Source organism: Cupriavidus basilensis (assembly GCF_000832305.1).
Taxonomy (GTDB): domain Bacteria; phylum Pseudomonadota; class Gammaproteobacteria; order Burkholderiales; family Burkholderiaceae; genus Cupriavidus; species Cupriavidus basilensis_F.
Genome location: NZ_CP010536.1, coordinates 1,832,527 through 1,845,848, shown reverse-complemented (window position 1 = coordinate 1,845,848; position 13,322 = coordinate 1,832,527). Strand labels below are relative to the sequence as shown.

The 13,322-nt window shown below is 66.2% G+C and carries 14 protein-coding genes; 11 read left to right on the top strand and 3 right to left on the bottom strand.

Features of this window, described 5'->3' with window-relative positions:
• The first annotated feature begins 82 nt into the window (after positions 1–82).
• The 5 genes from narJ (at position 83) to RR42_RS08790 (ending at position 3,499) form a co-directional block, all read left to right on the top strand.
• Positions 83–787, top strand: coding sequence for a nitrate reductase molybdenum cofactor assembly chaperone (narJ, locus tag RR42_RS08810; RefSeq protein WP_043345847.1), 705 nt, complete (start codon positions 83–85; stop codon positions 785–787).
• Positions 788–797: 10 nt separating this feature from the next.
• Complete coding sequence (narI, locus tag RR42_RS08805) at positions 798–1,481, top strand: respiratory nitrate reductase subunit gamma (RefSeq protein WP_043345846.1); 684 nt, start codon at positions 798–800, stop codon at positions 1,479–1,481.
• A 52-nt stretch (positions 1,482–1,533) separates the two neighbouring features.
• A complete protein-coding gene (locus RR42_RS08800) occupies positions 1,534–2,280 on the top strand; it encodes a peptidylprolyl isomerase (RefSeq protein WP_043345844.1) in 747 nt (248 codons plus the stop codon).
• 140 nt (positions 2,281–2,420) lie between these two features.
• The gene (mobB, locus tag RR42_RS08795; RefSeq protein ID WP_043345842.1) at positions 2,421–2,999 is read left to right on the top strand and encodes a molybdopterin-guanine dinucleotide biosynthesis protein B; all 579 of its coding nucleotides are present in this window, start codon (positions 2,421–2,423) and stop codon (positions 2,997–2,999) included.
• A 50-nt stretch (positions 3,000–3,049) separates the two neighbouring features.
• The gene (locus tag RR42_RS08790; protein WP_043345841.1) at positions 3,050–3,499 is read left to right on the top strand and encodes a putative zinc-binding protein; all 450 of its coding nucleotides are present in this window, start codon (positions 3,050–3,052) and stop codon (positions 3,497–3,499) included.
• Between the two features lie 157 nt (positions 3,500–3,656).
• On the opposite strand, the gene ubiT is transcribed toward RR42_RS08790, so the two are convergent.
• The 3 genes from ubiT to ubiU form a co-directional block, all read right to left on the bottom strand.
• Complete coding sequence (gene ubiT, locus RR42_RS08785) at positions 3,657–4,109, bottom strand: ubiquinone anaerobic biosynthesis accessory factor UbiT (RefSeq protein ID WP_043345838.1); 453 nt, start codon at positions 4,107–4,109, stop codon at positions 3,657–3,659.
• The gene (locus RR42_RS08780; protein WP_236702001.1) at positions 4,106–5,035 is read right to left on the bottom strand and encodes a U32 family peptidase; all 930 of its coding nucleotides are present in this window, start codon (positions 5,033–5,035) and stop codon (positions 4,106–4,108) included. Before RR42_RS08780 ends, ubiT begins: the two co-directional genes overlap by 4 nt.
• A 79-nt stretch (positions 5,036–5,114) precedes the next feature.
• Entirely contained in the window at positions 5,115–6,143 is a 1,029-nt protein-coding gene (ubiU, locus tag RR42_RS08775; protein WP_173430676.1) for a ubiquinone anaerobic biosynthesis protein UbiU, read from the bottom strand.
• Between the two features lie 321 nt (positions 6,144–6,464).
• Here ubiU and RR42_RS08770 point away from each other — a divergent pair, with 321 nt between their 5' ends.
• The 6 genes from RR42_RS08770 (at position 6,465) to RR42_RS08750 (ending at position 13,263) form a co-directional block, all read left to right on the top strand.
• The gene (locus RR42_RS08770) at positions 6,465–7,646 is read left to right on the top strand and encodes an NAD(P)H-dependent flavin oxidoreductase (protein WP_043345836.1); all 1,182 of its coding nucleotides are present in this window, start codon (positions 6,465–6,467) and stop codon (positions 7,644–7,646) included.
• A 216-nt stretch (positions 7,647–7,862) separates the two neighbouring features.
• Entirely contained in the window at positions 7,863–9,890 is a 2,028-nt protein-coding gene (locus RR42_RS08765; RefSeq protein WP_082054837.1) for a type IV pili methyl-accepting chemotaxis transducer N-terminal domain-containing protein, read from the top strand.
• A 55-nt stretch (positions 9,891–9,945) separates the two neighbouring features.
• Positions 9,946–10,611 (top strand): response regulator, encoded by a 666-nt coding sequence (locus RR42_RS08760; RefSeq protein WP_043345833.1) that lies wholly within the window; start codon positions 9,946–9,948, stop codon positions 10,609–10,611.
• 29 nt (positions 10,612–10,640) lie between these two features.
• On the top strand, positions 10,641–11,765 hold the full coding sequence (gene moaA / locus RR42_RS08755) for a GTP 3',8-cyclase MoaA (RefSeq protein ID WP_043345831.1): 1,125 nt from the start codon (positions 10,641–10,643) through the stop codon (positions 11,763–11,765).
• Between the two features lie 570 nt (positions 11,766–12,335).
• Positions 12,336–12,611, top strand: coding sequence for a DUF3079 domain-containing protein (locus RR42_RS38375; protein WP_082054836.1), 276 nt, complete (start codon positions 12,336–12,338; stop codon positions 12,609–12,611).
• Positions 12,612–12,639: 28 nt separating this feature from the next.
• Positions 12,640–13,263, top strand: coding sequence for a hemerythrin domain-containing protein (locus RR42_RS08750; protein ID WP_052494771.1), 624 nt, complete (start codon positions 12,640–12,642; stop codon positions 13,261–13,263).
• Positions 13,264–13,322: the final 59 nt, after the last annotated feature.

Genomic DNA, 13,322 nt, shown 5'->3' with positions numbered 1-13,322 from the left:
CCCCGTTGGCAAACGGGGGCGGCCGGCACCCGCATCTTCCCCATCCAGACAGAACAGAACAGAACAGAACAGGAGCCTTCCCATGCCGCTTTACCCCATCCTCAGCGCCCTGCTGTGCTACCCCGAGCAGGAGCTGCTCGACGCCCTGCCTGAAATCGACGCCGCGCTGGCCGAATGGCCGCAGGCGCAGGCCACGCTGGCGCCGTTGGGCGATCTGTTGAAGACAAACACGCTGATCGAGCTCCAGGAGAACTACGTCGCCACCTTCGACCGCAACCCCGCCCACTCGCTGCACCTGTTCGAACACGTGCACGGCGAGAGCCGGGATCGCGGCCAGGCGATGGTCGACCTGATCGAAGAATACCGCCGCGAGGGCTTCGAGCCCGCCGAGGCGGAGCTGCCCGACTACGTGCCGCTGTTCCTGGAGTTCCTGGGCGCGCTGGTCGCAGACGGCAAGGACGCGCATGCCGGACAACTGCTGGGCGACGCCATCCACGTGCTTGCCGCGGTCGGCGACCGGCTGGCGCGCAACGAGAGCCCGTATGCCACGGCGTTCGCCGTATTGCGCACGCTCACGGATGTGCAGCCGCAAGCCCGGACCGAGCCGCCGGTGCGCGACATGGACGAAGCGCTGGAGACCCTCGGCCCCGGCGCGGACGGCGTGGAGCCGCTGCTCGCTGCGCGCCCCACGGGCGACCAGCCCGTGCACTTTTACGCCCGTGGTATCACGCCAACTCGCACACCAACCCGCACGCCAACCTCAACGCCCATGCCCACCGCTTGCTGAGGCGACGACCATGAACCTGCTCAACCAATTCCTCTACGGCATCTATCCGTACATCGCCCTGGTCGTCTTCCTGTTCGGCAGCCTGGCGCGCTTCGAGCGCGAACAGTACGGCTGGAAGAGCGACAGCTCGCAGCTGTTGCATCGCGGCAACCTGCGCGTGGGCAGCATCCTCTTTCACGTCGGCATCATCGGGCTGTTCTTCGGCCATCTGGCGGGCCTGCTGACGCCGGTGGCGGTCTGGGACGCACTCGGCGTCTCGCATGGCTTCAAGCAAGGCGTGGCCATGGCGGCCGGCGGCCTGATGGGCACCATGTGCCTGTCCGGCCTGCTGATCCTGCTCCACCGCCGCTTCACCAATGCCCGCGTGTCCGCGGTCACACGTGCCGGCGACAAGGTGCTGCTGCTGTGGATCCTGGCGACCTTGCTGCTGGGCCTTTCCACCATCTTTGAATCGTCCCGCCATATGGACGGCCACATGATGGTGCAGCTCATGACCTGGGCGCAGCACATCGTCACCCTGCGCGGGGACGCCGCCAGCTATATCGCCGACGCACCGCTGCTGTTCAAGCTCCACCTGTTCATGGGGATCTCGCTGTTCGTCATCTTCCCCTTCACCCGCCTGGTGCATGTGTGGAGCGGCTTTGGATCCATCGGCTACCTTGGCCGCGCCTGGCAACTGGTGCGCAGCCGCTAACGCCCGTCCGCCCGCCCGCCCGTCCGTCCACCCACCCGGCAAGGAGAATGCAATGCCTGTGTTAGTCAATGGCGTCGAACTGGAAGACGCCGAAATCGAGCGCGAACTGGCTCACCATAGCGGCTCGCCCGAGCCCACCCGGCATGCCGTGGTTGCCCTTATCCTGCGCCATCTGGTGCGTGCGCAAGCGCGGCGGCTCGGACTGCCCGACAGCGACGACGAGGCACTCACGCAAGCCCTGCTGGAGCGGGAGGTCGGGCTGCCCGAGCCGGACGAGGCCAGTTGCCGCCGGCATTACGATCACCACCTGGAGCACTTCCGCGAGGGCGAATGGGTCGAGGCCGAGCACATCCTGTTCCAGGTGACGCCACGCGTCCCGCTCGATGCGCTGCGCGCAACCGCCGAGGCCACCCTCGCGCAGGTGCAGGCCGATCCCCCGGCATTCGCCGGCCTGGCCATCGCCCGCTCCAACTGCCCGACCGGCGCCGGCGGCGGGCGCCTTGGCCGTGTGTTGCGCGGCGAGACCGCGCCCGAGTTCGAGCGCGCCATCTTCGCGGCGCGCCACCCCGGCGTGTTGGCCCGGCTGGTTGAAACGCGCTATGGCCTGCACGTGGTGCGGGTCGTCGCGCGCTGCGAAGGCGTGCAGTTGCCGTTCGATGCCGTGCGGCAATCCATCGCGCGCGCCCTCGCGGCGGCGGCGCGCGACCGCGCCTGGAAGCAGTATGCAAGCCTGCTGATCGGCGGCGCCAGCATTGAAGGGATCGACCTGGGCGGCGCCGAAACGCCGCTGGTGCAATAAGCAACCTTCACCGCCACGTCCGGCAACAGGCAACAGGCGCAGGCACTGGAAAGCCGGAGGCGCACGCATCTCGCTCCACTGGAACGCACGCCGCGCTTTGCCAGTCAGCCTGCCCGGACGCAACTCATGGGAGAACAGTCATGCAACCCGCCATCATTGGCATCGCCGGCACCTCGGGCAGCGGCAAGACCACGCTGATCACAGCCATGCTCGCCTGGTTCCGCCAGCAAGGGCTGACCGTCAACGTCATCAAGCATAGCCACCATCCCCTCGAACTCGAACCGCCGGGCAAGGACAGCGCGCGCTTTCGCCAGGCCGGTGCCGGCGAGGTGCTGGTGGCCTCGCCCTTTCGTTTCGCCATCGTGCACGACCTGAACGGCGCGCCGGAGCCCACCCTGCGCGAGCAGGTGGCACGCCTGGCGCCGGCGGACCTAACCCTGGTGGAAGGGTTCCGCAGCGAAGCCATTGCGCGCATCGAGGTATACCGGCCGGCGCACGGGCGCGCGCCCTACTACCCGCGCGATGCGTCCATCGTCGCGGTGGCCAGCGACGTGCCGCTCGATATCGGCATGCCGTGCCTGCCGCTCGACCAGGCTGCCCAGGTGGCGCGCTTTATTCTCAGGCTGTGCGGGCTGGACGGCGCTGTCGCGCCGCGTGGCGAGCGCCTTGCCGCTTCCCCGGGCAGCGCGCGATGCGAGCCGTCGGCAATCGCTTCCTGAGGACGTTCCGACGCTCCCTTAGACCGCACATCAAGTCCGGAGGTATCGCAATGCCCAAGGCTGGCACCACATCCTTGCCCCTCGTCTACGCCTGCTCTGGCTGCTCCAGCGTGGCGCAGCTCGCCAACACCTTCGCCGTGCGGCTGGATCGCAGCGGGATGGCCGAGATGTCCTGCATCAGCGGGGTTGGCGGCGGCGTTGCCGCGCTCACCAGGGTGGCGCGCTCGGGCCGCCCGATCCTGGCCCTGGACGGCTGCCCGCTGGCCTGCGTGAAAGCCTGCCTGGCCAGCACGGGCGTGGAACCCGGCCAGCACCTTGTGCTCAACCGCCTGGGGGCCACCAAGCGGCAGCATGGCGAATGCAGCGAAGCGGAGGCTGGCGCGGCCTGGCAGGCCGTGATGTCGGCGCTGTCGGCTATCAAGGATGCGTCGCCCCAGCCTGCTGACAAACCGGCGGCATTAGCCGAGAGCGACAAGTTGCGCCAAAGCAGCCTGGAATGACGACGGCTTTGACTCCCTCTCCTGTCACATCACGGGGAGAGGGTTGGCTAGAGGGGGCGGTTTGGCCAGGCGCCACTTGAAGCCAAGCCAATGGCTTGGTCTGGCACGACGGCATAACAAGCGCCCACCCACTCCCCCAGCCGCCCTTGCCGCCTCATCAGCCAGCGTGCGGCGCGACGGCACCCGCCGCCAGATGCCTGGTCAGGCCGGTCAGCCACTCCGGCCGGCTCACCGCGTCCAGCCAGTATTTCACCTCCAGGCCTAGCGCGGTATCGCCGCCGATCACCAGACGCCGCTGGAAGAACAGCGTGTCGGTATCAGCCTGCCCGCCCAGCAGACGCAGGTAATCGACAGCCTTGGCGCGCAACGCCAGCGTCGGGGGAGTGCCGTCAAAGGGCCCGGCGGCGAAGCGGCCATCCGCGCAACGAAAACGTATCTGCAGGCCAAGGTCCTCCACCGTCAACAGGAAGCAGTGGCCATCGAGCGCCGCCGGTGGCTGCAGCCAGCCACGCCGCCGCGCAAGCTCCAGCGCGGCCACCAGGGGTAAGGCCTGGGCCTGCGCCGGAACCGCGCGGTGCAGGCGTGCCAGCATGGCTTTGGGGCCGATCATGCGTGTGCCTCCTGCCAGGCGATGCCGGCCTTTGCGTCCCAGTAGCCATTGCTGGGCTGTGCCCCCGCCGGCAGCAGGCCGCCGGATGCCGTGGTCCTTGCGCCGGACCGCAGTGCCGCGAGCGCTGCCACGACATCCAGCGTGGCGCTGGCATGCGGGCTGACACGCACGGAGTCGATCCCCATGGCCATCAAGGCCGGCACTTCGGCGCACAGGTCGAGACAAGTCGCGGACTGGATCTGCACCCCGTTGAGCGTGAAGAATGGCTGGCCCTCCCCGGTCGAGGCCACCAGGCCATCCGGGTAATCCAGACAGCGGAACTCGCAGTTGTCCTTGCGCAGCCTGTGATGGCGCGCGGTGAAACAACGCGCCGAAAACGCCAGCGGCATGCGGCCCCAGACCAGTACCTCCAGCCCCGTGGCTGCCGGGCGAGCCGCCGCCAGCGCCGCCAGCGCGGTGCGGTCCATTTCCAGCGGTGGCACGCATGCCACGGCGCCCAGCCCGCTCAGCCAGGCCAGCGTATCCGCGTGGTACACGTTGAGATGCGGTCCGCACACGAAGGGGCGTCCATGCATCCGGTTGACCGCGCCGGGGTCGTTGGCCTCGACCGGATATTCTGTCTGCTCGCAAACGCGGTGCATGCAGGCAATATCGCTGTCGGACTCGACCAGCACCGGCGTCGAGAGCACGACTTCCTTGCCGGCCTCCTGCAGCATCTGCGCGATCTCCAGCCAGTGGGTATGGCGCAGCTCATGACGCCGGGTACAGACGGTTTCGCCCAGGTAGACGCGGTCGACCGCGGAGTGCGCGACCTCGGCATAGAACTGCATGACCGTGGCACGCGGCCAGTAGTACAGCAGCGGGCCGAGCGAGATGCCCAAGCGGGCCGCCGTGGCGGCGGCGGGGTCGATCATCGAATCGTTCATGGGTAGTTGGGTTCCAGAAGAAAGTTGGCATGCCGTGAGGCATGAGGAATGCAGCCGGCAAAGGCGCGACGGACCTGCCTTAGCGCCACGGCCGGTCGTACGCGCCCTGGGTAACCTGGTCACCCTCGGCGTGCCGGCCAAGCACGCCCTGCCATTCCTGCCGTGCTGTGAAACGCGCCGGATCGGTACACGCCGCGTCGATCGCCGCGCGCAGCACGCCGACCACATCGCCCACATAACGCGGGCTGCGCTGGCGGCCTTCGATCTTGATGGCAGCGATGCCCATGCCGATCAGCGCCGGCAGCAGCGACAGCGCATTGAGGCTGGTCGGTTCCTCGAGCACATAGCCCCGTTCGCCTTCCACCTCGAATCGCCCTTTGCACAACGTCGGATAGCCGGCGGCCTCGCCCGGCGCGTAGCTGTCGATCAGGATGCCGGACAGCCGCGCCTGCATGGTTCCCTCGCGCTCTTCCCAGCGTACCGCGTGCGCGGGCGAGCACACCCCCTTGTTGTTCGGCGAGTCACCAGTCGCGTAAGAGGACAGCAGGCAGCGGCCTTCGGCCATCACGCACAGGCTGCCGAAGCCAAACACTTCGAGCTCGACATCGGTCTGGCGCGCTAGCTTGCCGATCTGCGCCAGCGTCAGCACACGCGGCAGCACCACCCGGTGTATGCCGAAACGCGCGCGCATCAGCTCGATGGCGTCGGCATGCGTGGCCGAGCCTTGCACCGACAGATGAAGACGCAGTTGCGGATGGCGCTCGCGGGCATAGGCCATGAGGCCGGGGTCGGCCATGATGACCGCGTCAGCGCCGAGTTCCGCCGCGGCATCGACGGCGCGATGCCAGCACGTCACCGCACCCATCTGCGCGAAGGTATTGATGGCGAACAAGACTTGCGCGCCTTGCGCATGGGCCTCGGCCACGCCTGCCTGGATGTCGGCCTCGGTGAAGTTCAGCCCGCCGAAGTTGCGCGCATTGGTGGCGTCGCGCAGGCCAAGGTAGACGGCGTCGGCGCCACGTTGCAGCGCCACGCGCAGCGCCGCCAGCGAGCCGGCGGGCGCAACCAGTTGCGGTCGGCGCGTTGCGCCGGATGTGTTGGATGTCATTGGATAGGCTCAACGGGGTCAACGGGGTCAACAGGGTCAACGGGGTTTAGGAGTCCGCATGCGCCACGGTGGCGGCGAACGCCTGTGAGGCACGATCCTAGCCAAGCCCGGGGGCGAACCAGTTGACCAGGCGCAAAAGCGTGGGCTGTGGCGCGCGCATGGAACAGCGGCCCTCCGCCGAGTGGCATAGGCCATTGGTATCGTGCCGTGCGCGGCTTGATCCAGCGCAATTCCCTGGCCACCTGCCCATGCAACCCTATGCCGGTTTCCTGTATCGCCCGGCACCTCCGCCGGCGAGCGGGATGTCTTATCGAGGGTGATATGCAAGAGCAATGGCTAAAGCTGATGGGCCGCCGGCTGGTCCCGGTGGTACAGGGCGGCATGGGTATCGGCATCTCCGCGCACCGGCTCGCGGGCGCGGTGGCGAGCCAGAACGGCATGGGCACCATTGCCAGCATCGATCTGCGCCACCATCATCCGGACCTGCTGGCGGCCACCGCCAAATCACGCGACAAGGCCAAGACGGAAGCGGCGAACCTGGTGGCCCTGGATCGCGAGATCCAGGGCGCGCGGCGGCTCTCCGGCGGGCGCGGCGCCATCGCGGTCAACGTCATGAAAGCAGTCAGCTCGCATGCCGCGCTGGTCCGGCAGGCTTGCGAGAGCGGGGCCGATGCGATCGTGATGGGCGCGGGACTGCCCCTCGACCTGCCCGAGCTCACGGCCGGCCACCCGAACATTGCGCTGATCCCGATCCTGTCGGATTCCCGTGGCATCGGCCTGGTGCTGCGCAAGTGGATGAAGAAAAACCGCCTGCCGGACGCGATCGTCGTCGAACATCCGGCGCACGCCGGCGGCCACCTCGGGGCTTCGCGCATCGAGGACCTCGGCGACCAGCGCTTCTCCTTCACCCGCGTGCTGGCCGAATGCCGTGAACTGTTCGCCGGGCTGGGGCTGGCCTGGGACAGCGTACCCCTGATCCTTGCCGGCGGCATCAACACCCACGCCAAAGTCCGTCACTGGCTGGATCAAGGCGCCGCCGCCGTGCAACTGGGCACGGCCTTTGCCGTCACCGAGGAAGGCGATGCACACCCGGCCTTCAAGGAAGTCCTGGCCAGTGCGCATCCCGGACAACTGAGTGAATTCACCAGCGTGGCCGGCCTGCCAGCACGCGCCGTGCTGACGCCCTGGCTCAAGCGTTACCTGTCGCGTGAAGCCGCGCTGCAGACCCGCGCCAAGGTGCGCGACTGCCTCGAAGGCTTCGACTGCCTGCAGGCCTGCGGCCTGCGCGATGGCGTCGGCCGCGTGGGCCAGTTCTGCATCGACCTCAAGCTGGCCCAGGCCATGCGCGGCGACGTGGAACGGGGGCTGTTCTTCCGCGGCAAGGGAGCCTTGCCGTTCGGCGAAGCCATCCGTCCGGTGCGCGAACTGATGCATTACCTGCTCACCGGCGAAATGCCCGCGGGCGCCGGCACGCAGCGGGGCACGGTGGCCCCGGCCATTTGACTGCACCCGCCTCACCGCACTGACCGATTCATCCCGGTCTCGACGCCGGAAATTGCGTCACGCCATGATATTTAAGGAAAGTTAGCCAAGCGCCACCCGGCGACGCAGGGGATATTGATTTTGCGCAAGTCGCCACGCCGGCTTCGCGTCAATAATGCGACAAGCCCCTGAAGCGCCGATCCAGACCGAAGACGTCCGCCGGGGGGCCGGAGCCATATGGTAGATCTCACGCCCCCTTCCCCGTCCGCTTTCCCGCCCGCTTCCCCGTGCGCTTCGCGGCACGCTTCCCCCGTGGAGCAGTCCTTCCCGGCGCTGCCTGGCCAGGCAGCGTTGCCTGGTTTGCGCCACCGGCTGTCGACACGCATCGTCTCGCTCTCGCTGGGCGCGCTACTGATCGTGCTGGCCATGATTTCCGGGACGCTGTGGCTGTCATGGCAGCTCGAAGGCGCGGGCGCGGCCATCAATGATGCGGGCAGCCTGCGCATGCGCGCCAATCGCGTCGCCATCGAACTGGCCAGGGCACATGCCGGCGAGCGCCATCAACTGGATGCGCAGATCACCGGGATGGATGCCACTCTGGCACGCCTGCGCCAAGGCGATCCGGCGCGGCCCTTGTTCCTGCCGGACGACCCCGGCATCCGCGCACAACTGGAACGGGTCAGCCATGACTGGAACCAGCGCATCAAGCCCAGCGCGCTCGCCGACCTGGGCGTCGCAACCGGCGAAGCGCCTGCCTACCCTGCCGCGCTGGCCGCCTTTGTCGATCAGGTCAATCGCCTGGTCAGCATGATCGAGCAGGAGAACGCCACCAAGACCACCCTGCTGCGGCTGTCTCAGGCCGGACTCGCGGCAATGGCCTGCATGGGTACGGTGGCCGTCATCTACCTGCTCTACATCTGGATCATCCTTCCGGTCATGCGCTTGCAGGATGGCTTGCAGCGCATGGCCGCGCGGGAGTTCTCCCTGCGCCTGCCGGTGGAGACGCGCGACGAGTTCGGCATGCTGGCGGACGGCTTCAACCGGATGGCCGGCGAACTGGAGGGGCTATACCAGGACCTGGAAGCACGCGTGGCGCAGAAGACCGCCGAGCTGGCGCGGCACAACCGCGACCTCGCGGCGCTTTACGACATGGCCGCCCTTCTCAATATGCCGAATGACAGCGAGGCGCTTTGCCGCGGCTTCCTGGAGCGCGTGATGCAGCAGTTCAATGCCGACGGCGGCAGCGTGCGCATGATCGATGCGGACCACGGCCAGCTGCACCTTGTGGTGTCGGCTGGCTACTCGGCTGCACTGGAAGAAGCCGAGCACTGCATGAGGGTGGACGCGTGTTTTTGTGGCGAGGCGGCCAGCGAATCCGTCGTACTGATTGAAGATCTCAGCAAGGGAGCCGCACTCTCGGCCGGCCGGCCAGCGTCCGATGCGCGCTTCGGCTGCGCGAGGGAAGGCTTCCCGGGGCTTGCGGTGTTCCGCATAGAAACGCAGCGCACGGTGCTAGGCACCTTCTCCCTGCACTTCCGCCAGCCGCTGACGCTGCCCGCCTCGGATATCCGCCTGCTCGAGACCTTCGGACAGCATCTCGGCGTGGCGCTGGATCATCTGCACCTGTCGGAAACCGCGCGCCAGCTTGCGGTGGTGGAAGAGCGCAACCTGGTAGCACAGGGCCTGCACGACAGCATTGCCCAGGGCCTCAACTACCTGAACCTGCAGGTGCAGGTGCTGGAAGACGCGGTCTCGCGCAGCGATATGGACGAGACTCGCACCATCGTGCCGCTGTTGCGTTGCGGTGTGGAAGAAAGCTATCAGGATGTGCGCGAACTCCTGCTCAACTTCCGCAGCAAGCTGGCGCATGGTGAGTTGCGCCAGGCAGTGGAAGACACCGTGGCGCGCTTCCGCCGCCAGAGCGCAACGGAGCTTGCCTTGGCGTTCAATGACGCGCAGGGCGGGCCGCCCCTGCAGCCGGAGCAGCAATTGCAGGTGCTGTTCATCCTGCAGGAGGCGCTGTCCAATGTGCGAAAGCATGCGCGCGCCGGCCACGCCAGCGTCATCGTGCGCAATGGGCGCACCTTCAGCATGGTCGTGGAGGACGATGGCGAAGGCTTCGACCCCATGGAGCCGGCCGCCGACGATCAGGCCCACGTGGGATTGCACATCATGCGCGAGCGGGCGGCCCGGCTTTCGGCCAGCCTCCGGATCGTGGCCGCGCGCGGCACGGGCACGCGCGTTGAGCTCATTCTGCCGCGGTAACCAACGCCACGGCCGCCGGCCGCCCTCGCTCGCCTACTTCGTTCAAGTGAATATCATGACCATCCGCATCCTCCTGATAGACGACCACTCCCTGTTTCGCTCGGGCGTGCGCGCCCTGCTTGCGCGCCAGACCGATTTCGAAATCGTCGACGAAGCGGCGGATGGCGTGGAAGGCATCAAGCGGGCCAAGCAGCACCGGCCCGATGTGATCCTGCTGGACCTGAACATGCCCGGCCTGTCGGGGCTTGAAACCCTGCAGTTGCTGGTGGAAGACTTGCCCGAGAGTGCCGTGGTGATGCTCACTGTGTCGGAGCAAGCCGAGGAACTGGCGGCCGCCCTGCGCAGCGGCGCCCGGGGCTATCTGTTAAAGAATATCGAAACGGAAACCCTGACCGGCGCCATCCGCCGCGCCGCGGCGGGAGAGGCGGTCATTTCGCAAAGCATGACGGCAAAACTTGTCGCGCAATTCCGTGCGCCCACCAACCCTGCCGCGACCACGGCAGCATGCGTGAGCGACGAGCCCCGGCTTACCTCGCGCGAACACGAGATCGTGCGTGGCCTCACGCGCGGCGAAAGCAATAAGGAGATCGCGCGCGAGCTGGGCGTGGCGGAAAGCACCGTCAAGATCCATGTGCAGAATATCCTCAAGAAACTCAACCTGACGAGCCGCGTGCAGATCGCGGTCTACGCCGTCGAGCGCGGGCTGACTGCGCCCGGCTGAAGCGGCCGCGCATCACTTGCCCTCGAGACATGACCGAATCCGTCATTCCCATTTTCGACCTGCGCGATCATCGCTACCGCTCGATGACGCCAGGCATTCCGGCCGTGCTCACCGCACCGTCCGGGCTGGTTGCCGACACGCGCGGCCGCCCGCTCCATGATCTGCGCATCTCGGTCACGGATCGCTGCAATTTCCGCTGCGTCTACTGCATGCCCAAGGAAGTGTTCGACAAGGACTACACCTTCCTGCCCCATTCCGAGTTGCTGAGCTTCGAGGAAATCGAACGCGCGGCGCGCCTCTTCGTTGCGCACGGCGTCGAGAAGATCCGCCTCACCGGCGGCGAGCCGCTGCTGCGCAAGAACATCGAGAAGCTGGTGGAAATGCTGGCGCGCATCGACACCGTGTCCGGCAAGCCGCTGGACCTCACCCTCACCACCAACGCCTCGCTGCTGGCCCGCAAGGCGCGCGCGCTGCGCGACGCCGGCCTGACGCGGGTGAGTGTGAGCCTGGACGCCATCGACGACGCCACCTTCCGCCGCATGAACGATGTTGACTTCGCGGTGCGCGACGTGCTGGACGGCATCGAGACCGCCCAGGCGGCCGGCCTGGCGCCGATCAAGGTCAATATGGTGGTCAAGCGCGGCACCAACGACGGGGAAATCGTGCCGATGGCCGCGCATTTCCGCGGCAGCGGCATCATCATGCGCTTTATCGAGTTCATGGACGTGGGCGCGAGCAACCACTGGCAGATGGACGAGGTGCTGCCCTCGGCCGATGTGGTGCGCCGCATCCACGCGGCCTTCCCGCTGGAAGCCATCCCAGCCAACTACAGTGGCGAGACCGCAGAGCGCTGGCGCTACCGCGACGGCGCCGGCGAGATCGGCGTGATCTCCAGCGTGACCCACGCCTTCTGCGGCGACTGCAGCCGCATCCGCCTGTCGACCGAAGGCCGGCTCTACCTGTGCCTGTTCGCCACCGAAGGCTACGACCTGCGCGCGCTGCTGCGCGGCGAGCACAGCGACCTGGAAATCTCGAACGCCATCGCCGGGGTCTGGCAAGGCCGCACCGATCACTACTCCGAACAGCGCAGCGACCCCGCGGTGCGCCAGGCGCGCGCCGAGAACAAGATCGAGATGTCCTATATCGGCGGCTGAGGGCAGCTTTCACCAGATGCTGAAGGCAGCGCTTATGGTGGAGTCACGGTTTCCGAGGCTGATCGAGAAGCTGATCGAGAGGCTCATTGAGCACGTAAAGGCGGCTATGGGGCAGTAAGGCTGTTCTGAACAAACGGGTATTCGTGATCAAGACCCCTACGCCATTCCAAGCTAAACGAGTCAGCGTATGAGCAGGTTGGCACCCACCCCGCTGCATTGCGGGATTGCAACGCCTTGCCCGCCCTCCAACGTCACCAATGCTACCTGGGCGCGCAAGTTGCCAGCGTAAAGCGCTAGCGCTTGCCGCCAACGACAGCACCAACTCTGCCGCACCGGCCTTCTTGGCATCCCCGAACGTGCGCCGGCTCACGGACTATCTGCGCAGTGAATGGCTCGGGCAGAAGCTGTGTCTCGGCACTGTCCGACTGCAACTCGCCGACGCTTCACATAACAGGAAACACATCCGCAGGTGTCATTCGATTTCCATTGATCTTGGTCACGTGCGCATCTTTCAGGACGGTCTAAGGTTCATCGTAGGCAATAGGTAATGGGTAATCGGTTCCCGGCGAGATGGCTAAGAAATTTCCTTTGTATCCGAATCATCCCGAGCGGATCTGCTGGGGATGCGACAAGTATTGTCCCGTTGACTCGATGCGATGTGGAAATGGCTCGAGTCGCACACAGCACCCGATTGAATTGCTTGGAGAGGACTGGCTCGCGTGTGGCGACTGGGGCATCGATTCCCCAGTCAAGGCCGGCGAAATGCCAGGCACGCCGGACGACCATCGAACACCAGGAAGTGGCTGTCAGGAAAGGAATCGCGATGGAATCAATGAACGGGAATGAGGCATACCTGGCCCCGAAGGAGTTGATCATGCACTTTCCACAGCAATGCAATGCGGTGCGCATTATCCAGGACGAACACGAACGGTTGTCGACCGTGATGAATGGCATGCTGCATTTCGTGCGTCGGATCGATGAAGGAGAGAAGGCGCCGGGTCTTATGGTATTTCGCGCGATGCTCTACTACATTCGCGAGTATCCAGAGCAGGTGCACCATCCCAAAGAAGACCGCTTCCTGTTTGCGCGATTGCGGGAGCGGACCAGCGAACTCGACGGGACGCTTGCTGAACTGGAAGCCCAGCACGCCAAGGGCGAGACGCTGGAGCGGGAATTGGAGCATGCGCTCGCCCGCTATGAGCTGGAGGGCAGTGCCGCATTCCCGGCATTTCGCGACCTGGTGGAGAAATACGCCAAATTTTATTTCAATCACATGCATCTGGAAGAGGATGTGGTCTTGCCGGCAGCGCAGCGTCTGTTGACGTCGGACGACTGGAACGTGATTGACACTGCGTTCGCCGCCAATCGGGATCCACTTGCCGGGGCCGAACTCAAAGACAACCTCGACAACCTCGACAAGCTCTACTCGCTGATCGTGACAATCGTTCCCGCTGCGATGGGATCAAGGTCGACGCCTTCTGCAAGCTCCCCCGGGTGACGGGCGTTTGTCTGCACGGCGCCAGCGGCCTGCAGGTCGGCCAGGAACTGCCAGATCGA